The organism is Embleya sp. NPDC025285 (assembly GCF_055558835.1).
Genome location: NZ_JBVHLU010000073.1, coordinates 1 through 21432 on the forward strand (window position 1 = coordinate 1; position 21432 = coordinate 21432).

Annotated in this window: 10 protein-coding genes; 2 read left to right on the forward strand and 8 right to left on the reverse strand. The window is 75.0% G+C overall.

Translation table 11 applies throughout. From position 1 onward, the window contains the following. Nucleotides 1-356 precede the first annotated feature (356 nt). Nucleotides 357-1241 carry a LysR family transcriptional regulator gene (locus ACZ4FV_RS35895; RefSeq protein ID WP_395869590.1) on the forward strand — a complete coding sequence of 295 codons (885 nt, stop codon included), beginning with the start codon at nucleotides 357-359 and terminating at the stop codon, nucleotides 1239-1241. Nucleotides 1242-1323: 82 nt separating this feature from the next. On the opposite strand, the gene ACZ4FV_RS35900 is transcribed toward ACZ4FV_RS35895, so the two are convergent. The 7 genes from ACZ4FV_RS35900 to ACZ4FV_RS35930 are packed head-to-tail and all read right to left on the reverse strand — an operon-like array spanning nucleotide 1324 to nucleotide 18156. After that, complete coding sequence (locus tag ACZ4FV_RS35900) at nucleotides 1324-2325, reverse strand: hypothetical protein (RefSeq protein ID WP_395869588.1); 1002 nt, start codon at nucleotides 2323-2325, stop codon at nucleotides 1324-1326. Next, nucleotides 2322-4211, reverse strand: a complete 1890-nt coding sequence (locus ACZ4FV_RS35905) for a methyltransferase domain-containing protein (protein WP_465324591.1) — start codon at nucleotides 4209-4211, stop codon at nucleotides 2322-2324. The genes ACZ4FV_RS35900 and ACZ4FV_RS35905 overlap by 4 nt, the downstream gene beginning before the upstream one ends. Next, complete coding sequence (locus tag ACZ4FV_RS35910) at nucleotides 4205-5368, reverse strand: glycosyltransferase (RefSeq protein ID WP_465324593.1); 1164 nt, start codon at nucleotides 5366-5368, stop codon at nucleotides 4205-4207. Before ACZ4FV_RS35910 ends, ACZ4FV_RS35905 begins: the two co-directional genes overlap by 7 nt. Next, nucleotides 5365-6210: an alpha/beta fold hydrolase gene (locus ACZ4FV_RS35915; RefSeq protein WP_465324595.1), complete on the reverse strand. Its 846-nt coding sequence runs from the start codon at nucleotides 6208-6210 to the stop codon at nucleotides 5365-5367. Before ACZ4FV_RS35915 ends, ACZ4FV_RS35910 begins: the two co-directional genes overlap by 4 nt. Continuing rightward, entirely contained in the window at nucleotides 6207-6518 is a 312-nt protein-coding gene (locus tag ACZ4FV_RS35920; protein WP_402229587.1) for an acyl carrier protein, read from the reverse strand. Before ACZ4FV_RS35920 ends, ACZ4FV_RS35915 begins: the two co-directional genes overlap by 4 nt. After that, nucleotides 6515-11044, reverse strand: coding sequence for a beta-ketoacyl synthase N-terminal-like domain-containing protein (locus tag ACZ4FV_RS35925; protein WP_465324598.1), 4530 nt, complete (start codon nucleotides 11042-11044; stop codon nucleotides 6515-6517). The genes ACZ4FV_RS35920 and ACZ4FV_RS35925 overlap by 4 nt, the downstream gene beginning before the upstream one ends. After that, complete coding sequence (locus tag ACZ4FV_RS35930; RefSeq protein WP_465324600.1) at nucleotides 11041-18156, reverse strand: SDR family NAD(P)-dependent oxidoreductase; 7116 nt, start codon at nucleotides 18154-18156, stop codon at nucleotides 11041-11043. Before ACZ4FV_RS35930 ends, ACZ4FV_RS35925 begins: the two co-directional genes overlap by 4 nt. Nucleotides 18157-18626: 470 nt before the next feature. On the opposite strand from ACZ4FV_RS35930, the gene ACZ4FV_RS35935 reads away from it, so the two are divergent. Further along, nucleotides 18627-19514, forward strand: coding sequence for a LysR family transcriptional regulator (locus ACZ4FV_RS35935; RefSeq protein WP_395869575.1), 888 nt, complete (start codon nucleotides 18627-18629; stop codon nucleotides 19512-19514). 75 nt (nucleotides 19515-19589) lie between these two features. Here the strand turns inward: ACZ4FV_RS35935 and ACZ4FV_RS35940 are convergent, their stop codons facing one another. Beyond that, nucleotides 19590-21314, reverse strand: coding sequence for a glycoside hydrolase family 35 protein (locus ACZ4FV_RS35940; protein WP_465324651.1), 1725 nt, complete (start codon nucleotides 21312-21314; stop codon nucleotides 19590-19592). Nucleotides 21315-21432: the final 118 nt, after the last annotated feature.

The following is a 21432-nucleotide window of genomic DNA, read 5'->3' on the forward strand; positions in this document are numbered from 1 at the left end:
GGGGTGTGGGGTCGTTCGCGGTCGAGGTGACCGCGACCGATGCGGCCGGCGCGAAAGCCACCGCAGCGTTCCCCTGGAATGTCACCTGGTTCTGAACCACAGTCGAAGCGCACAGTGCGAGCACAGCTCCGGCCGGATGGGTCGGCGTGTCGCTCGGGGCAGCCGCCCCGGGCGCCGCGCCGGCCCGTCCGGCCGCCCCGGGAACCGAGGTTCAGCCAGCGTTTTCACCCACCCCGGCACCACGGCACACCCTGGAGGAACACCATGGTCGACAGCCACCGTGCGACACATCGAGCACGGGCCCGGACCCGAGCGCGCGATCGGGTCGAGCTCCCGATCGGGGGCGTGGATACCCCGTGACCCTTCAACAGCTGCGCTACCTGATCGCCGTCGCCGAACACGGCAGCATGACCGGTGCCGCACAGGAACTCTTCGTGGTCCAGCCCGCTTTGTCCCGATCGTTGCAGAGCCTGGAACGCGAGCTGAACGTGGTCCTGTTCACCCGGGTCGGTCGCGGCCTGGTGCCGACGGCCGCCGGTGTCCAGGTGGTCTCCCTCGCACGCAAGGTGCTCCGCGGCGTGCAGGCGATCAAGGACATCGTGCGGGTTGAGGAGCCCGCGCACGCGGACACGGTACACCTGGCCGCCACCGCGACGCTCGCCATCGAGTGCACCAGCGGCCTGCTGCCGGGCCTGGCCAAGTCGCACCCGGATCTGGACGTCGTGGTGGATCGGCAGGACAGCCGAGAGGCCCTGTTCGCCTCACTGCGGGCCGGCGACAGCGACATCGCGCTGGTGGATCTGCCCGCGCCCGGCGGCTTCGAGGTGCTGCCGCTGCGCTCGTACGAGGTGGTCCTGGTCTCGCCGAAGGGCACCCGCCTGCCGGATCCGGTCTCCTGGACGGATTTGGAGGGACTGCCGATGATCCTGCCGTCCCGCCGCAGCGGGCGGCGGGCCGACTTCGAGATGTTGTTCGCCACGGCCGGGGTGCGGCCCACGGTCGCGATGGAGACCGACGATCGCGGCGCGTGGATCCCGTGCGTGCTGGCCGGGCACGGCTCGGTGTTGTGGTACGCCGACCTGGCCCAGCCGTTCGCGTCCAGCGTCTCGGTGCGGTCGATGAGCCCGAGGCTGGTCAGGACGGTCGGCTTGGTGCGCGGGCGCGGCCCGATCAGCCGTGAGGTGCGCGCGCTGCTCGACTACAGCCGCCGTCAGGGCGTCCAGGAGATCGAGTACGTATGAGGAATCGGCGCCATGCCCGTCGGATGCGCCGTGCGTTCCGGGGCGTGTCGTCCACGGCCCGACGGGGGATCGAGGACACCCCCTACGCGACCCGAGTGCACGGGGATCCGACCGAGGCGCTGAGGACGCGAGGGGCCGGTTCGCCGGCGCGCGTGTAGGTGTCCACGAGGGCCCGGCGCACGGCCGCGAGCGCGGCGCCCGGTACCACCGCGATCGAGGGCCCGCCCGCACCCAGCGGGCGGGCCTCGACCGCTCCCGAGGCCAGTGCGGCCCGGCAGGCCGGGGACGCGGCGGCGGTTCGGTCCGGGGCCGCCCCGGCCGGCGGCGCGTCCTCGTCGGCCCGGCCGTCCGCCCACCGGGGCACCGTCAGCACGAACCGCAGGCCGAGCCGCTCGGGGTCGAACGGCAGGTGCTCCACCGTGCCCGCGTCGTCCTCGATCAGTGTGATGTGGCCGGGGCGGCCGAACAGCGCGACCTCGCCCAGTGGGGGGTCGGCGAGCCGGATCGGGGCCCGTCGACCGGTGCCGGCGCCCGGGTCGTGGAACGCCGTCTCGGCCAGCGCCGCCACGCAGGTCAGCGGGATCGAGGCGGACAGGCCGGTGTTGTCCGGCAGGTCGGTGTGCACGAGCAGGTCCAGCCCACCCGCGCCGGTGGTGCCCGCGAACACCGGGCGGGCCCAATCGGGGAGCGGGCCGACGCCGACGGCCGGGTCGATCGCGGCCGACTCCTGTGGCCGGTTGATCGAACCGACCCGGACCACCCCGTCGGCGCGCGGCGCGGCGGCGATCACGACCCGCCAGGACAGCGGCACGGCCGTGCCCGGCCCGGCCCGCGAGCCGGACAGGCGCAGCACGTACGGCGCGGACCAGACACCGGCCGGGGGGCGGCCGAACGCCTCCGCGAACACGAACGGCACCAGGCGCAGTACGGGCGCGGCGCCGCGCTCGGCGGGCAGCGCCGCGGCGGCGGACCGGATCGGCGTCGGGTCGGTCCCAGCGGCGACCGGTGTGCCGGTCCGCGGGTCGTTCCCGGGACCGACCCGCGGGCTCGTGCGGGGGAGTGGGCGCGGTCGTGGGCGGGTCATCCCGGGTCCTTTCGGGCGAGGAGACGGTAGGCGTTGCTTGCACCGTGGTCGCCGGCGGTCCGCGCGAGCAGGAAACCGACCGCGTCCAGCAGTACGGCCGCCACGAAGCACGGCACCGAGAGCACGACCAGCGCGGCCCGACGGGCCCGGCGCCACGGGGTCGGCCCGGCCGCGACCCAGGGCATCGTCGGATTCGGCCCGAGCGCGGTGAGCGCCTGGGACACCGCGCCGGTGAAGTCGTTGCCCTGGTGCGCCCGGCCGGTCTCGTGTGCGAGCACGGTGAACCCCCGTGCGTTGAGCGCGAGTTCGAGGTTGCGCCGGGGCATCAGGTGCTGGTGTTGGGGCTGGAACAGCGGCAGCCACAGGCCGCGCAGCAGTCGGCCGTACCAGCACCGCGGGTCGGGCAGTTCGATCAGCAGCCGACCGCCCGGCACCAGGACCTTCGCGGCGGCGTCCAGTTCGGCGAACGGATCGCGGGTGTGCTCCAGGTAGTGGTGCATGCTGACCACGTCGTAACCGCCGGCCAGATCGTCGGCCAGGTCGGGGAACTGGCCGCGATGACCGGCCCGGATCCAGCCGCGCCGCTCGGCCGCGGCGACCCCGTCGCCGAGGTCGAGTCCGTCGAAGGCGGTGTCCGGCAACATGCTTCGGCCGACCACGCACATGTGCGCGTGTCCGGTGCCCACGTCCAGCCACGCGCGCGGGGCGGTGTCCGCCGGCAGGTGTCGGCGCAACAACTCGGCACGGGCCCGGTAGGTGCGCGACATGGTGCCGAACAGCGCCTCGGCGCCCGGGCCGCCGAGGCCGTCGTAGAAGTCGCGGTAGTAGTACTCCAGACCGGCGAGGGACAACCGGGGGTTCTGGAACACGTGCGCGCAGTCCCGGCAGCGCTCCAGCGTGAACCGGCCGGGCTTGCCCTGGAGATGGTCGCCGATCCGGCGGTGCACCCCGAGCCGGTCCGAGCCGCACCACGGGCACGTCTCGCGGCGCTCCTCGAAGAACGCGTCCAGGCCGTGCGCGACGCTGCGCGCGTACTCCGGACGCAGCGCGGCGGGGTCCATCGCGGGCGTTCGGGCCCGGTCCGGGCGGGGCCCGAGGACCGCGCGCACCCAGCGCCATCCGGCCAGGAACGGCCGCAGCGCGGTGGCCCGACCCAGGTCGCGCGGGCGCACCGGCGAGTGGCCGGCGACCACCGCGTACGGCCGCGCCCACATGACCAGGAAGACCAGCGCGCCCCAGAACGGCGTGGTCACGCACGCCCCGGTGTAGGCGGCGGCCTCGCCCAGCCGGCCGATCAGGTTGGGCCACACCGGCACGCCCTCGGCGCGCAGTCGGCGCTTGCGCAGGGCCGGATCCGGCGGCGTCGCCGTCAGCTCGGGGGCGACCGCGTGGCCGGACTCCAGCGCGGCGAACGGACGCAGCCTGGCGGTGAGTTCGATCAGACCGGGCGGATCCAGGCCGACCAGGTCGGCGGCCGGGACGGCGGCCCGGCGCAGCACGTCGTCGTGCACCACGAGCAGGTGGCCCGCGCCGCGGCCGCGGGCGAGCGGGTCGCGGTGGGTCCGGTCCGGGTCCAATCGGCCGAGCAGGGTGAGCAGTTCGTCGGCGGGCAGGTCGCCGGGGACCAGGTCGAGCAGCAAGAGTCCGGCGTGCTCGGCGTGCCCGACGGCGGCGCGCACGGTGGATTCGTCCGGGTGCACCCCGAGCGCGGTCACGCACGTCCACCCGCCGACGGGTCGATCGACGGGCGGCGCGGGTGCTTCGGGTCCGACGGGCAGTACGGGCAGTGCGCGCAGTCGGCGGCGCAGCGTGCGGGTGCCGCCGGCCAGGCCGAAGCCGATCAACAGGGCGAGCCACGGGAACGGTCCGGCGACAGGGCTCAGCACAGCTTCTCCAGACGGTCGGCGGCGGCGTGGGCACCGCCCGCGGCGGCGAACGAGGCGCGTACCCGGTGGGCCCCCGCGCGCAGGTCGGGGCGGTCCAGCACGTCGGTGACGGCGGCGCGGATCTCCGGGACGTGTGCGCGGCCGAAGCGCACCCGGACCCCGGCGCCTGCGGCCACCACCTGGCGGGCCACGATCGGCTGGTCGTCCCGGATCGGCGCGAGCACCAGCGGCAGGCCGAACGCGAGCGCCTCGCACACGGTGTTGTGACCGCAGTGCGTGACCACCGCGTCCAGGTGCGGAAGCAGGTCGAGTTGGGGTACGAACTCGCGGATCAGGACGTGCTCGGCCGGTTCGCCGGCCAGGCGCTCGGGGGCGGCCAGGATCACCTGGAGCCGATCGGCGAGCGGTCGGGTGGCCGTGACCACGGCCGGGTAGAACCGGGCGCCCGCCTCGCGGTTGAGCGTGCCGAGCGAGACCAGCACCCGGTGCCGGCCCGGGTCGAGCCGGTCCCACGGGAAGTCCACCGCCGCCGGCCTGGGCCCGAACGCGGGTCCCACATAACAGTGATGGGCAGGGGCCGGCTCGGTCAGGCCGACCAGTTCCGGCGTGGAGAAGACCAGCACGAGGCGCGCGGAGAAGCGCGGATCGCAGTCCGCCGGCACGCCGGCCGCGATCGCGGCGCCGGCGATGCGGGTGCGAACCCAGTCGGCGACCTTGGGGAAGCCCAGCAGCGGCCGGGTGAACTCGGCCGACGTGGTCGCGGACGTGGCCCACGGCACGCCGGCCCGGACGGCGGCGAACGCGCCGGCGAAGGTTTGCTGGTCGGCCACCACGACGTCCGGGCGGTATGCCGTGACCGCCGCCGTGACCCCGGGCAACATCGCGTGCGCGAGCGGCACCAGCGTCTCCTCGACGAGGAAGCGCAGCGCGGCCACTCCGCGTAACCGCTGCCAGTTCGTGTGCAGCCGGGCGTAGCCGCCTGCCTGGTCCGGGGCATCGCCGGTGGCGAACAGCCGGGCCCCCACCGGAAGCAGGTCCAGGATCTCCGGCGGTCCGCACCACACCGCGTCGTGGCCGCGCTCGGCGAGCGCGGCGGCGACCGCGACGGTGGGGTTCACGTGCCCGGTGAACGGCGGGACCACGAACATGAATCTCATCGGCCGACCTCGGGCCGCGTCGTGGCCGGCTCGTGCCCGGGCAGCCAGTCGAGCAGCGCGCTCAGCACGGGCGCGGTCGCCTCGCGCAGCACGGTGTGCCCGACGCCGGGCAGCACGGTGAGTGTGCAGTCGGCCAGCAGCTCGGCCAACTCTTCAGCGGGTGGGCGGAGTTCGGAGAGTTCGCCGTACAGCGCCAGGACCGGGCAGGCGAGGTCGGCCAGTTCGCTCGGCGTCGGTGCGCGGAGCAGGGTGACGTCCTCGATCAGCGTGGTGCCGGACAACAGCGCGTCGGCGCCGGCCCGAAGGCGGGCCACCTTGCGGGCGGGCCCGGTCGGCGGCCGCTCCGGGCCGCGATGCGACTCCAGGCCCAGGGCGGCCAGGTTGAGCGTGTTGGCCAACTCCTCGACCCAGCCGCCGGCGTACGGCTCGGCGCCGGCCGGGGTGTCCAGGCACTGCCCCTCCAGCAGCACCAGACTCGCGACCAGGTCCGGCCGGGTACGCGCGGCGTGCAGCGCGAGCAGGCCGCCGAAGCTGTTGCCGACCAGGTGCACCGGAGTCGCCAGGTCGCACGCCTTGAGCAGCGCGGCCAGGTCGGCGACCGCGGTGTCCGGGTCGTAGCCGGTCCTGGGCCGCTCGGTACGCCCGTGACCGCGCTGGTCGTAGAGCAGCACCTCGAACCCCGCGCGGGCGATCGGCGCGGCGAGCGTGTAGTAGAAGCTGGAGAGGTTGTCCAGGACCAGGCCGTGCAGGAAGACCACCGGAGTACGCGGAGCCGGTCGGTCGGCGGGGGCCCGGAGCCGTTGCACGTGAAACCGCAGCCCGTTCGCGTACACCTCGCTCACCGGGCACCGCCGACGGCCTCGGTGCGGGTGTGCGCGGCGATGAACTCGACGAGTCGACCCACGGTCATCGCCATGATCTCCTCGATCTCCAGGTCGGCGAGGAAGGCGATGAAGTCGACCCGGTCCCCGTAGCGCTCCTGGAGTCGCCCGGCGAGGGCGACGAACTCGATGCTCTCCAAAGCGAGATCGTCGTCGAACCCGCTCTCGGGGGTGATCTCGGCGGCGATCAGCAGCTCCTCGCCGACGATCTCGGCGAGCATCTCGGCGACCTCGGCCAGGATCCGGTCGGCGTGCGGGTCCGCGCTCATCGGCTGCTCCCATGTGAGGTGGTGGGGAATTCGTCGGGGTCAAGCGGCCGCGTGCTCGTCCACGCGACCACGTAGCGGTCGATCCGCGTGCCGTCGGGCGCCGGATCCTCGACGTCCCGGGTGCGCACGAGGTGTTCGGCGCCGCCGGGTGCGCGCGAAGCCACCGACACCTCGGCGTCGTGGGTGCCCACGGGCCGGGCCGAGGTCACCACCCGATCCGTCGGGCGGCCGGCCGGGCCGGTGCCGTCCGCCCGATCGGCCGCGTCCTTCGCACACCGAAAGCGCAGCGTCCACAACCGGTGCTGCTCGGGCCGGCCGCCCACGAGCGCGTCCAGCAGCCGGCGTTCGTCGTCGGTCGACGGCGCGCGCCCCGGCGCCGTGGAATCGGGCGACGAGTCGGGCGCCGGGTCGAGGAGTTCGATGGCGATGCCGGCCGCGTTGGCGCTCGCGACGGCCACACCCAGCCGATGGCTGTGTGCGAACGAGAGGTACGGCGAGACCGGCTCGCGGGCGCCGGGCGCCACCACCACGCGCGCCGGCGGCCGATCCGTGCCGGCGGGGGTGATCCGGACCTGCGCCGGATACAGCGGCCCGTGCCCGGACGCCCACAACCACTGTCGCACCGCGTCCTTGGCCGCGACCCGGCCGAGCAGCCAACTCCGGCGCTCCCTGGGTGGCTTGGCGGCGAATTCGGCCCGCTCGGCGGTGTCCAGGTAGCGGCGGGTGACCAGTTCCTGCGCCGCGGGATCGGGCCAGCGGGTGCGCAGCAGACACCAGCCCTCGGGTTGTGGCTCGGCGATCCCGGTGGTGTGCGGGGTGAACTTCATCGGCCACACCCGCTCGTCGGCGGCGAATCGGCGGTAGATCCAGTCGCGTACCCGGATCCGGACCGCGCCGGTGGCCGGGTCGACCAGTTCGACGTCGCCGCGCACCGTGGTCGGCCCGATCTCCCGGATCCGCGCGGTGGCCAGCAACCTCGCGCCGGGCTCGGTGGGCGGCCCGTATCCGTCGATCGCGGCCACCGACATCGGGAACACCAGGCGATCGGTGCTCAGCCGCAACTGCATCCAGTGGCCCAGGAGTTGCCCGGCGGCGTCGAGCAGCGCACCGGGAGCGGGCAGCGCACGCAGGACGCCCCGGATGCCGTCGTCGGCGACGGTCAACACCTGCTCGACCCCGGCGAAGCCGGGGCCGTGGAACATCCAGCGATCCCGGTACAGATCCTCGGCGCGCACCGGTGCGGGGCCCTCGCCGGTGAGCGGGGTGCGGTCGGGAGCCGGGGCCGGCCGAGCGTCGTGCTCGTCGGCGAGCAGCACCTCGGTGGACATGTACCGGCCGAACTCGATCCGGACCCGGTCCTCGGCCAGGGGTGTGCGGATCAGTTCGGTGTCGGTGGCCGGGGCGACCGGCAACCAGCGCAGGGACCGTACGTCCCGATACCCGACGACCACCCGCCCCGGCCCGGCCGCCGCGTGGGCCTGTTCGCCCGCGAGCCGGATCAGCGTGGTCATCGGCAGCACCGGGAAGCGGTCCGCCGCGTCCGGCCACCACTCGGGCTGCTCGTAGACGCAGTGGTCGCGGACATAGGGGTGTTCGGCCAGGGAGAACCGGTACGCGCGGCGCTCCGAAGCCCCGGTCGGCGCCGGCGGGGAGGCGGCCGAGGGGGGAAGGGCCAGGTCGGCGACCTCGGTCAGCGAGCGGTCCGCCTCGGCCAGCGCCGCGTGGAAGGCCGCCAGGACGGGATGCCCGCCGACCGCCGGGGCGGGGCGGTGCCCGCCCGCGAACCGTAGCGGCCCGGCGGCCGAGCCCAGCGCGACCAGCGGCGACCCGAGGTCGAGCCGGACGATCGGCCCGACGGGCGCCGGAGCGGATACCGCAGGCGGTGCCGGCGCCGAGCCGGTCGGGGCCGCCGGGTCGATCGCCGCACCCTCCACCCACAGCGCCGCCGCCGCCCGCCGGAATCCCGCCAGGCCCGGCCGCAGCGTCGAGTGCGCCGCGACGGCCAGCGCGTCGCGCCCGCGCAGCGTGTCGTGCACGAACCCGACCAGGCTGCCCGCGCCCGGCTGGACGAACACCCTTACCCCGTGCGCGTACAGGGCCTCGACCGACTCCCGGAACCGGACCGGTTCGAGGAGGTGGCGGACGGTCAACTCGCGGACCGCGGCGGCGTCCCGAGGGTAGGGGCCGACGGCGGTCGCCGACCACACCGGCACGCGCGGCGCCCGCAGCGGGAGTCGCTCGAACGCGGCGGTCACCTGCCCGAGGTAGGGCGCCCACATCGGCGTGTGGAAGCCGGAGCGGAACGGCAGTTCGCCGCCCACGACGCCGGCGCCGCGCAATTGGCCCAGCACCTCGGCGACCGCGTCGGGCGGGCCGCACAGCACGCTCTGGTTCGGGCAGTTGTCGTGCGAGACGACCACCGGACCGGCGCCGACCCGCCGCCGCGCGAGGTCCGCCCCGCAGCCCACCGCCGCGTAGACCAGGTCCGGCACGGCCAACGAGTCCGGGCGCAGCGAGCCGAGGAAGCCGTCCACCGCGGCGCGCGGGTACATCCCGGCGACGACCATCGCGGTCCACTCGCCCATGCTGTGCCCGGCCAGCAGATCCGGGACCAGGCCCGCCCGTTCCAACTCGGCGGCCAGGAAGCGACCGGCGGTCAACGCGTCCACGGCCCGCCCGACCAGATCCTCGGCACCGGTCAACTCGGGCCGGGGCAGGCCGCACGCGTCGGCCAGGTCGTCCAGGCGCGGCGAGGTCTCGGGTTCCAGACCGGGGAACAGGAACGCGACCCGACCCGGCGTCGGCGCGTACGGGCCCAGCAGCGGGCGCGGGGTGAACCAGATCTCGGCCCGGCCGCGCCACGGCACGCCGCGGTCGAGGACGCGGGCGGCCAGCGCGAGGCGCTTGGGGGTCGGGTCGGCGATCGCGATTCGGCACGGTCCCGCCCGCCCGGTGGGGGCCGGCCGTCCGGCGGTGATCTCGGCCAGCAGCCGGGCCAGCTCGGACACCGAGTCGGCCGCCAGGGTCAGGACGTCGGGCACGGCCGGCCGACCCGGTCCGGTGGGCAGCGCGACCGCCCGGCCCGCGGGCGGCTGTTCCAGCACGGCGTGCGCGTTGACGCCGCCGAAGCCGAACGCGTCGACCGCCGCCAGTCGGCTTCCGCGCGGGTTGACCGGCCACTCCCGGGCCTGCCGTTGAGGCCGCATCCGGGTGCCGGCGAAGGCCGGATGCGGATCCTCGACGTGCAACGTCGGCGGCAGGGTCCGGTGATGCAGCGCGAGCGCGGCCTTGATCAGACCGGCCATCCCGGAGGCCTGCATCGCGTGGCCGATGTTGGACTTGACCGTGCCCAGCGCGACATCGGCCGGGCCGTCGCCCGCGCGCGGTCCGAAGACCTTGCCCAGCGTGGTCAGTTCGGCCTCGTCGCCGACCGGGGTGCCGGTACCGTGCGCCTCGACCAGGCCGAGCAGGCCCGGTGTGGTGGGATCGAGCCCGGCCACCCGCCAGGCCTGCTCAAGGGCCCGTACCTGCCCCTCGACCAGCGGACTCATCAGGCTCGCCGCGCGGCCGTCACTGGAGACGCCCACGCCGCGGACCACCGCGTACACCCGGTCGCCGTCGCGTTCGGCGTCGGCGAAGCGCTTGAGCAGCACCACACCGGTGCCCTCGGAGATCAGCGTGCCGTCCGCCGCCCGGTCGAACGGCCGGATCCGCTCGCTCGCACTGAGCGCGCGCAACTGGGTGAACACACTCCACAACGTGGCGATGTGGCAATGGTGCACGGCGCCCGCGAGCACCGCGTCGCAGCGCCCGGTGCGCAACTCCGCGGCGGCCTGGTCCAGCGCGAGCAGCGAGGTCGCGCAGGCCGCGTCCAACGTGTACGCGGGCCCGCCCAGGTCGAGCCGGTTGGCGATCCGGGACGCGGTGAAGCTGGGCACCAGGCCGATCGACGCGTCCGGCCGCTCCGGTCCGATCGCGTCCCGGAACGCCTCGCGAATCAGGGTCAGTCGGGCATGATCCAACTCCGGGGCCAACTCGCCCAACAGCGAGATCAGTTGGTGCGCGGTACGGACCCGTTGGTCGAGCCGGGCGGTGGCCACGCCCATGTAGCCGCCGCGGCCGAAGACCACGCCGATCCGGGAGCGGTCAGGCAGCCGCGCCTCGCCGCCCGCGTCCGCGATCGCCTCGGCGCCGGCGCGCAGCGCGAGCAACTGGTCGGGTTCGGCACCGGCGACGACCGCGGGCATGATGCCGAAGCGCACCGGATCGAACGTGGCCAGATCGTCCACGAAGCCGCCGCGTCGGCAGTAGAAGCGATCGCTGCGGGCGGGCTCGCCGGCCGTGCCCGGCGCGTAGTAGAGCGCCGGGTCCCAACGGTTCGGCGGCACGTCGGTGATCGCGTCGACGCCGGCCTCGATCAGCCGCCAAAAGCCGTCCGGGTCGGCCGCCCCGGGGAAGATCGCGCCGATCCCGACGATCGCCGCGTCGTCCGGCCGCGGGCCGGGTCCGCCGGTGTGGGCGCTCACCCGGACACCGGCCCGGCCACCGGGACGCACGCGTACACGGCCTGCCGGTCCGCGCCCAGCGCCAACTCGGCGAGCAGCGCGTGCACACCGTGCCCGGGATCGATCAGCGGGACGCCGCGCCGCGCGTATTCGCGGGCCAACTCCGGCGTCACCATGCCGCCGCCTTCGGCTGCCCACGGACCCCAGTCGATGGTCACCACCCGCTCCGCCACCGGCGCGAGCGTGTCGCCCGAGCCCGCCGACCAGTGCCGCGCCAGGGTCGCCAGCGCGTCGTTGGCGGCGGCGTAGTCGCTCTGACCCCGGTTGCCGTACACGCCCGCGACGCTGCCGAACATGGCCAGGAACGCCGGTGGCGCCAGGGTCGGCCGCAGCGCGCGCAGGGCCGCGACCAGGGCCCGCGCGCCGGTCACCTTCGTGCCGAACACGGCTCGGAAGGATTCCGGCGTCTTGTCCACCAGGAGCCGGTCGGCCAGCACGCCCGCGCCGTGCACGATCCCGTCCAGCCGACCGTGCCGTTCGGCGATCTCGGCCAGGACCCGGCGGACCGCGTCGGCGTCGGTGACATCCGCGACGTGCAGCCGTACCGAGGCCGCGTGTTCGGCCAACTCGGCCAGCGTCGCGCGGACCCGACGGCGATTGAGCACCCGGGTCAGCTCGGCCTCGATCCGGGCCGGCTCACGCACCCCGGACGCGATCAGCGCGGCCCGCAGCGCCGGCGCGTCGGTCGCGGCGGCGAGCGCGGCGGGCTCCGGTTCGCCGCCGTCGCCGGTCCGACCGAGCAACGCGATGTGACAACCGGTGGCCCGGGCCAGGCCCAGTGCCGCCCGGGCGGTGATTCCCCGGGCGCCGCCGGTCAGCAGCAGCACCGCGTCCGGACCCAGCCGCTCGCGCAGCAGCGCGTCCCGATCGGCGGAGGAGATCTCCGGCAGCGGCGCCGGCCGGGTGCGCAGGGTCGTCCGGCGGCCGTCGACCAGGCCGAGCAGCACCGGCGCCCCGGGCTCGGGCCGGTTCGTGGTGCGGGCCAGTTCGATCAGGAGACGGTGGGCGGGCCGGGCGGGTTCCTCCTTGGGATCCACGTCCAGGACGCGCACCACGCGGTCCGGGTATTCGAGCGCGGCGGAGCGGGCGAACCCGGCCAGGCCCGCGCCCGGCACCGGGTCGGGTCCGGCGGCGGGCTCCGACGAGCGGCCGAAGTCGCCGCCGCCGGCGGTGCCGAGGAACACCTGCCGTACGCCGCCCACCAGCGCGGCCCGCAGCAGCGGGAAGGCGTCCGGGAGGACCGGGTCCGGGCCGTCGCCGAGCGCGGCCAGGTGGACCAGCGTGTCGACGTCCGACCACGGGACGTGCGACCGCGCCGGGTCCGGGTGTTCGTCGGCGGGTTCGGCCCGATCCCGGGCGCGGACCTCGACCACGGCGCCGTGTGCCTCCAGCAGGTCGGCCAGCGCCCACGCGATCCCGCCGCCGTCCTCGACCAGGACCACCCGGCGACCGCGCAGCGCCTCGCCGGTCGGCGGGTCCGTCGATTCGCCGGGCGGCGGATCATCGATCGGCACGCACTCGACCAGGTGCCGGGTGGGGCGGTCACCGATCGGCGGCGAATCCTCGCGGGAGGACGCGGTGGGCTCGGCGACCTCGGCGGGCCGTGCCGCCTCGCCCGACTCGGAGCCCGCCTCCAGGACGCCGGACACGATCGCGTCGATCGTCTTGACCTTGGCCAGCCGCTCGACCACGGCCTCGTCGACCGCGCCGACCGCACCCGGCAAGCGCAGCCGCAGGGCCAGTTCGCCGATGATCTCGGTGCGCTTGATCGAGTCGACGGACAGGTCCGCCTCCAGGTCCAGCGTCGGGTCGAGCATGTCCTTCGGGTAGCCCGTGCGGGTGCCCACGATGTCCAGCACCACGGCCAACACGTGCTCGCGCGTGATCGGTCCGGCCGGCGCCTCGGCCGGGAGAGCCGATCCCCCGGGCGCCGCCTCCCCGGGCGCCGCCTCCCCGGGAGTCGCCTCGGGGAGGCCCGACGGCACTCGCGCGGGAGCCGGCCACGCCACGGGAGCCGGCGACGGTGCCTCCGGCACGCCGCCCGGAACACCCAGGTAGCCGAGCAGCACCTCGCGCTGCGCGGCGACCGAGGCCCGGGCACCGGCCAGGTATTCGAGCAGCACCGCATCCCGCGCGGAGCCGGTCGGCTCGGCCGTGCCACCGGCCGCAGGCCCCAGGGGCAGCGCGGCCACCGGGGTCGCCGGGCGCAGCCCACCGGGCACCGGGCGACCGTCGGCGGTGCGCACCAGGTGGCCGTCCACGGTCCAGGCCGGGCGGGCACCCGGTTCGACGTCGATCGGCCGGATCCGGCCCGCCAGGCCGCCCGCGACCCGGACCGGCACGCCGGCCACCGCGAGTTCGGCGAGCGCGGTGAGCAGTCGGCGCAGGCCGTCCTCGCCGGGCACGTCGCAGGGCACGGCGGTGTGCGGCCGGTCGCCGAGGATCGCCCGCACCATGCCGGTCAGCGCCCTACCCGGCCCGACCTCGACGAAGATCCGCACACCCGCCCCGTACATCGCCTCGATCTGCTCGGCGAACCGCACCGGCTCGGCCACCTGACGGGCGATCAGCGCACGTACCCCGGCGGGCGTGTCCGGGTAGCGCGCGGCGGTGCTGTTGGACCACACCGGGATCCCGGGCGGGCGTACGTCCAGGTCCGCGAGGGCGGCCGTGAGGGTGTCGGCCGCCGCCGCGACCACGGGACTGTGGAACGCGCACGCCACGGGCAGGCGACGCGCGGACAGCCCGGCGCCGTCCAGCGCGGCGAGCGCCGCGGTCAGGGCTCGTTCGGAGCCGGAGACGACGGTCTGGGTCGGCGTATTGCGGTTGGCGAGCACGACGCCGTCGACGCCGGCCAACACCTCGGCCACGTGGTCCGCACCCGCCGACACCGCCGCCATCGCGCCGGGCTCGGGACCCGCGGCGGCCAGCACGGCCGCCGCCCGGATCTCGCCGAGCCGACCCAGATCGCGCGTGGACAACACGCCCGCCGACCACAGCGCGGCCACCTCGCCGTAGCTGTGCCCGGCCACCTGGTCCGGCCACACCCCGAACCGGTCGAGGAGCCGGGTCAGCGCGACCGCCGCCGCCCCGAGCGCGGGCTGCGCGTGCCGGGTGTCGGTGATCCGGGCGACCTGCTCGGCGCGCGTCGCGGCGTCGAACGCGGCGGGCGGGAACATCGCCCGTACACACTCCGGCGAGATGTCCCGCAGGCCGTCACACAGTTCGGGAAACCGGGCGAACAGGTCGGCGAGCATTCCGGGCCGCTGGCTGCCCTGCCCGGGATACAGGAACGCCACCCGCCCGGCCGGATCGGCGTCGGCCCCGGTCTCGACCCTTGCCCCGGTCCCGACCCCGGCCCCGACTCCGGTGCCGCTCCTGTTCTCGCTCACCGTCCGGTGGAAGATCTCGCCGCCGGGATCGACCGCGCCCGCCCGGGCCAGGGTGAGCTTGACCCGCAGATCGGCGTGATCGGTCGCGACGAAGGCGATCCACACCGGGTCCGGGCCACCGGATCCGACGTCGGTCCCGGTCCCGGCGTCGAGCTCGGTTCCGGACTCGCCGCCGACACCCACCCCGACGCCGACCCCCGCGTCGGCTTCCGCGAGCGCCGCCAGCCCGCGCAGCGGAACCTCCTGCGCCGCGTCCAGCCGAGTCGTCAACCGGTCGAGCGCCGCGTGCGCCGCCGCGAGATCCGCGCCCCGGAAGCAGAACAGCTCGGCCGGCCACGCGGCGTCCGCGCCGCCCGCCCCGGCCTCGCCGGATCGCGGCGAACCGGCGAGCACCGCGTGGAAGTTGGTCCCGCCGAAGCCGAACGCGCTGACTCCGGCGACGCGTTCGCCGACCGGCGTGTGCCACGGACGGGCCCGGTCGTCGAACACGAACGGGCTCGGGTGCGGCGGTCGACGCAGGTGCAGGGTCGGCGGGCGGACCCCGAAGTGCACCGCCAGCGCGGCCTTGGCCAGTCCGGCCAGGCCGGCCGCGCACTTGGTATGCCCGATCTGGGACTTCACCGAGCCCACCGCGCAGGCCCCGGGGGTCGCGCCGTGTTCGGCGAACACCTGGGTGAGCGTGTCCAGTTCGGCGTGGTCGCCGACCACGGTGCCGGTGCCGTGCGCCTCGACCAGGCCGACCTCGGCCGGTGAGACGCCGGCCGCCCGATACGCGCGTTCCAGCGCCCGCCGCTGGCCCTCGGGACGCGGCGCGGTCAGCCCGAGCGAGCGGCCGTCGCTGGACCCCCCGACGCCCTTGACCACCGCGTACACCCGATCCCCGTCGCGTTCGGCGTCGGCGAGCCGCTTGAGCAGCACGCACACCGCACCCTCGCCCAGCGCGATCCCGTCCGCGTCGGCGTCGAAGGTCGCACACCGTCCGGACGGTGACAGGGCTCGCACCGAGGAGAACATCAGGAAGTCGTTGATCCCGTTGTGGGTGTCCACGCCACCGCACAACACCAGGTCGCTCGACCCGGTGTTCAGCTCCTTGCAGGCCAGATCCAGCGCCGCCAACGAGGCAGCGCACGCGGCGTCCACGGTGTAGTTGACGCCGCCCAGGTCGAGCCGATTGGCGATCCGACCGGCGATCACGTTGGCCAGGACACCGGGGAAGGAGTCCTCCGTGGGGGAGGGCAGCTGTCGATCCAGGTCCTCGGGCAAATCGCCGAACCAGCCCGGGAACAGCGCGCGGAAGCCGTACGCGCCGGCCAGGTCGGTACCCGCCTCGGCGCCGAAGATCACCGATGTGCGCTCGCGCGCGAAGGTCCGCCCCGGTCCGTATCCGGCGTCCGCCAGCGCCCCCGACGCGACGTGCAGCGCGAGCAGTTGGGCCGGTTCGATCGAGGCCAGCGAGGCGGGCGGGATGCCGTACCCGGTCGCGTCGAACCCGATCGCGGGCACGAATCCACCCCACTTGGACGGGGTCCGCCCGGCCGGGACCGCTCCGGGGCCGGCGCCCTTGACCGAACCACGCGCGGTCGCGCCCGGCTCGGAGCTCGGCGCGAAGTAGCGCTCCACGTCCCAGCGTTCGCGCGGCACCTCGGTCACCGCGTCGACGCCGGCCAGGATGTTGCGCCAGTAGCTCGCCAGGTCCGGGGCACCCGGGAGCACACAGGCCATGCCCACGATCGCGACATCCTGCGGTCGGGGCGCGGCCGATCGCGGCGACCCGCCCAGCTCGCGCACCCGGCGGGCCAGCCACGCGGCCGATCCGGTGGTGATCTCGTGGTGCAGCGTGGCGACGTCGGTCGGCGCCGATCGCAGCACCGCGGCCTGGCCCAGCATGAACATCCCGTCCCGACGCTGCGCCTCCGCGTCCACCGCGACCAACTCGCCCGCCTCGCGCCGCAGACCCTTGCTGGCGATCCGCAAGCGGCCCAGGTTGAGCTGCTCCAACTCGGCCCAGACCTGCCGGGGCGGCACGCCACGCGCCTCCAACTCACGCCGACTGTCCTCGAACGCGGTCACGAACGGCGTGCCGGCGCAGCGGGTCGCGTGCCCGGGCGCGGTCCGCACCAGCGCGGTCGACGCGCACTCGATCGCCGCGGCCTGGAAACCGGGCAGGATCGCGCCACCTTCCACCGCCTCGCGGGTGAACAGGTACGCGGTGCCCATCAGCACGCCGACCGAGGCGCCCAGCTCGACCAGCGGGGCCGCCGCCGCGGCGACCATCGCGGCCGAACGCGCGTCGTGGATCCCGCCCGCGAACAGCACGTCCAACCCGGCCGCGCCGCCGTGCCGTTCGGCGTACGACAACAACTCGTCCAGTTGCGCCTCCCACAACGGGAAGCTCGCGCGCGGCCCGACGTGCCCGCCGCACTCGGTGCCCTCGAAGACGAAGCGCCGGGCACCCTCGCGCAGGAACTGCGCCGCCAGTCCGGGGGAGGGCACATGCAGATAGGTGCGGATCCCGGCGGCCTCCAGGGGCGCGGCCTGCCCCGGGCGACCACCCGCGATCAACGCGTACGGCGGCCGGGCGGCGAGCACCGCGGCGAGCTGTTCGTCGCGCAGTGCCGGCGGGGCGAATCCGAGTAGGCCCGCGCCCCACGGCAGGTCGCCGAGGGCCTCGGCGGTCTCGGTGAGCAGCGCGCCCACCTCCGGGCCGCGCAGCAGGGACAGCGCCAGGAAGGGCAACCCGCCCGCCCGGGCGACCGAGTGCGCGAACGCGGCCCGATCGCTGACCCGGGTCATCGGCCCCTGTACCGGCCTGGGACCCACACCGCGCCGGGCGGCCGAGGCCACGTGGTCCACGATCGCCTCGCGCACCGCGTGCAGCACCCGGCCGGCCGTGCCGTAGCGGTCGGCGAGCCGGCCCGCCAACGCGCCGTCCTGGCCGACCGGGAGCAACTCCCGGCGCAGTCCGCCCGCGCCCGACACGGCGGCCGGATCGCCCTCCGGTCCGGCCAGCCGCGAGATCGGCAGGTCCGGACGCCGATATACCCGGTGGCCCCGGATCACCACGGTCTCGCTGCCGTCCATCGCGCGCACCGCCGCCGCGACGTCGGCGGGCACCGTACTCTCGGCCACCAGGGCCAGTTGGGTGTCGAGCAGCACCCCGGCGGCCCCGCCCGCGACCGCCGCCGCGGCGGTGTGCGGGCCGATGCCACCGGCCGCCCACACCGGGACCGACACCCGCTCGTCCGCGAGCAACTGCTGGAGCAGTACGAACGTGGTCAGCTCGCCGCACCGTCCACCGCTCTCGGCGCCGCGCGCGATCACCCCCTCGGCCCCGGCCGCGACCGCCGCGTGGGCCTGGTCGGCCGAGGTGACCTCGACCAGGACCCGCCGCCCCGGCCCGACGGTCGCGGGCGCCCACGGCGCATCGGGCGCCAGCAGCACGACGTGCACGTGCGCGGGTAGTTCACGCGGTTCCAGCGGACAGCCCACCGGTACCCGGACCCCGAAGGACGGGACCGCCGACGCTTCGGCCAACTCGCCGAGCGCCGCGTCGCGATCGCGGCCGAGGTCGAGCACCCCGAGCGCGCCGGCCCGGTGCGCGGCGATCACGAGTCGGGCGTTGGGACGACCAAAGGGGCTCACTGCGAGGACCTGATCGCGACGCGGGGACTGCGACGTCATGGGGGCGTGCCTCCGTTCGGAAACCGTGCGGCAGGATGAACGGTGCGGTGGAGAGAACACGCGAACCCGGCTCCGGGCACGGCGAATCGCGGCGTGCACGCCGATGCCGAAGAAACGCGCCCCGCATCCGAAAGCGGTATGAGGTCGAAAAATCGGCCGTAGCCGAATCACTGCGCCGTATCGTCGGTTTCCGGCAACGAGGAGTCAACGACGGGTCGGCCGCCGCGACTTGCCCGAACAGGCTTCGGCAGTCCCGGCTCGGGACCCCGCTCGACCAAGCGGGACACGGGCCGAGCGCCCCGCCGGACCGACCCGGACGCGCGGTCTCCGCACAGTCGATCCTTGCCCGCTCGGCATACACCGATGCCCTGGAGATTCACCCGACCCACCCACACCACCGTTCCACGAAAGGGAATTGGCCGGTTTCGCACCCTGCCGGTATGGGTGGTGTGACCGTTATGGTGCGGCGCGTGACCCTCCAGCAGCTCCGCTACCTCGTCGCCGTCGCGAACTTCGGCACCATGACCGCCGCCGCCGAAGCCCTCTACGTCGCCCAGTCCGCGCTGTCGCGGGCGCTCAAGGCACTCGAACACGAGTTGGGCGCCGAACTGTTCGTGCGCGAAGGCCGGACGGTGGGACTGACCGCCGAGGGCTCCCGGGTGGTCCGGCTCGCCCGGACCGTGCTCGACACCGTCACCGCGATCGAGGACATCGGCCGGGTGGCCGGTCCGGTCTCCGAGCCGACGCTGACCGTCGCCACCACATCCACGCTCGCGATCGGCCGCGTGGCCCGACTGGTCGCGGCGTTCGCGGGAGAGCACCCCGAGGCGCCGATCGAGGTGACCCGGCACGACGCGCGTGGAGCGGTGCTGGCCGCGGTACGGTCGGGCACCGCCGAGATCGGGGTGGCGGACGCGCCCGGGCCCGGCGACCTGCGCACCTACCGGCTGGCCGACGCCGAGGTGGTGCTCGTCTCGCCGCCGGACACGCGGCTGCCGGACCCGGTGCCCTGGAACGCGCTGGACGGCCTCCCGATGGTGCTCCCGGAGCGCGGCAGCGAGCGGCGCTCGCAATTCGAGGCGATGTTCGCCGAGATGGGCGTGCGGCCGATCGGCGCCTGCGAGCACAACGACCGGGTCAACTGGGTCGCCGGCGTCCTCAACGGCGAGGGTTCGCTGATCTGGTACCGGGACGTGGCCGAGGACGTGTTCGGCGACTCGGCCGTGATCCGCTCGCTCGACCCGCCGCTGCGCCGCGGCATCATGCTGGTCTGCAAGGAGAACGCCCGCACCCGCTCGGCGCGACTGTTCGTCGACCTGGCCCGCCGAGCCGGCCACAGCGAACCGGACGCGGACTGAGGCCCGCCGCGCGATCGGCGGCTCCGCGCCCGCGCGAGCTGCCCGTCGGCCCACCCGGCGGGCGACCGCGCCCGCCTACTCGATCGGCGCCGCCGCGGGTTCGCCGAGGTCGGGCGTGTCCGTGAAGGTGACCTGTGCTCCGCCGGGGCCGTGCAGTTCCAGCACGGTCACCGCGTTCGCCCCCGCGCGCAGCACCGGCGCCGGAACGTACAGCGTGCGCTGCGGACCGGTGCTCCAGTAGCGGCCGAGCAGAAAGCCGTTGATCCAGACCAGCCCCTTGGTCCACCCGTCCAGCCGGACGAAGGTGTCCCCGACCGCCTCCACCTCGAAGGTGCCCGAGCGCAGCACCGGTACGCCCGCCGGGATCGGCCCGGCGGCGTCCGGCAACACCGGCCCGCCCGGCGCGTCCAACGGCAGCGGGTACATCTGCCAGCCGAACAGGTTCTGCCGCTCCAACCGCACACCCCGGGTGATGCCCTTGCGGTCGTGCAGGCCGGGCCCGTAGTTGATCCGCCCGCAGTTCTCCACCAGCAGGTCCAAGCGCGCGCCGCCGGCGGGAATGGCAAGCTCGCACGAGGCCGAACCGCCCTCGCCGCGGTCGAGCACCGCGATCGGCACCCCGTCCAGGAACACCTGCGCCCGGTCGGCCAGCCCGTCCACGTGCAGCGGCGCCGCCTCGCGCGGGCCGCTGACCCACGTGCGGTACAGGACGAAGCCGTACGCCTGATCGAGCTCCTCCATGGTCAGCGTGCCGGGCGAGTACACGGGCGCGGACAGGTCCTCGACGTGCGCGAGCAGCGCCGCCGCCGAGGGCAGCGCGACCTCGCCGAGCTTGATCCGGGGCGGTAGGGCCGGCGGCGGTTCGGCCGGCAGCGGCGCGTAGCGCCCGATCACCTCGCGGAGGGCCCAGTACTTCTCGGTGAGCTCGCCGGCCTCGCCGATCGGCGCGTCGTAGTCGTAGCTGGTCACCGTCGGTTGGTAGACGCCCTCGTGCTCGTTGGCGCCGTTCATCAGCCCGAAGTTGGTGCCGCCGTGCGCCATGTACAGGTTCACCGACCCGCCGGCCGCGAGCATGTCGTCGAGCACGCCCGCCGCGTCCGCCGCGTCCCGCACGTGGTGCGGGTCGCGCCAGTGGTCGAACCAGCCGTTCCAGAACTCCATGCACACCGGCGGCCCGTCCGGCGACCAGCGGCGCAGCGTCGCGAACGCCTCGTCCGCGCGCGAGCCGAAGTTCACCGTGGGCAACACGCCGGCCACGGTCCCGCCCTGGAGCATCGGTTCGGTGGGCCCGTCGGAGGTGAACAGCAGTCCGTTCGCGCCGCGCCGGCGCAGCCCCTCGACCAGGTGCCGCAGGTGCGCGACGTCGTTGCCGTAGCTGCCGTACTCGTTCTCCACCTGGAGCGCGATCACCGGCCCGCCGTGCTCGGCGAGCAGCGGCTCCAGCAGCGGCATGACCGCGTCGAGGTAGCGGTCCACGGCGGCCAGGTACGGCGGGTGGGCGCACCGCAGCCGCATCCCCGGATCCTTGAGCAGCCACGCGGGCAGGCCGCCGAACTCCCACTCCGCACAGATGTAGGGGCCGGGCCGGACGATCGCCTTGAGCCCGTGCCGCTCGGCCGCGCGCAGGAACGCGACCAGGTCCTTGCCGCCGGTGAAGTCGAAGCGTCCCGGGGTGGGTTCGTGCACGTTCCAGGCGACGTAGGTCTCGACCGTGTTCAGACCCAGGCCGCGCAGCCGGGTGAGCCGGTCGTCCCACTGCCCGGGGTGGACGCGGAAGTAGTGCAGGGCACCGGAGAGCATGCGAAACGGCCTGCCGTCGAGGGCGAAGCCGTCTCGACTCGGGACGAGGCTGGGGGTGGTCAAGACACTCCTCGGGCAGATCCGTGCGGTGGGACCGGATCATCGTGCACGAGGCGCG

What these genes read in the sequence shown, in the direction of transcription:
- ACZ4FV_RS35920 (WP_402229587.1), bottom strand. Translation starts at nt 6,518, where the DNA reads ATGAGCGCGGACCCGCACGCCGACCGGATCCTGGCCGAGGTCGCCGAG.
- ACZ4FV_RS35930 (WP_465324600.1), bottom strand. Translation starts at nt 18,156, where the DNA reads ATGACGTCGCAGTCCCCGCGTCGCGATCAGGTCCTCGCAGTGAGCCCC.
- ACZ4FV_RS35910 (WP_465324593.1), bottom strand. Translation starts at nt 5,368, where the DNA reads ATGAGATTCATGTTCGTGGTCCCGCCGTTCACCGGGCACGTGAACCCC.
- ACZ4FV_RS35940 (WP_465324651.1), bottom strand. Translation starts at nt 21,314, where the DNA reads ATGCTCTCCGGTGCCCTGCACTACTTCCGCGTCCACCCCGGGCAGTGG.
- ACZ4FV_RS35900 (WP_395869588.1), bottom strand. Translation starts at nt 2,325, where the DNA reads ATGACCCGCCCACGACCGCGCCCACTCCCCCGCACGAGCCCGCGGGTC.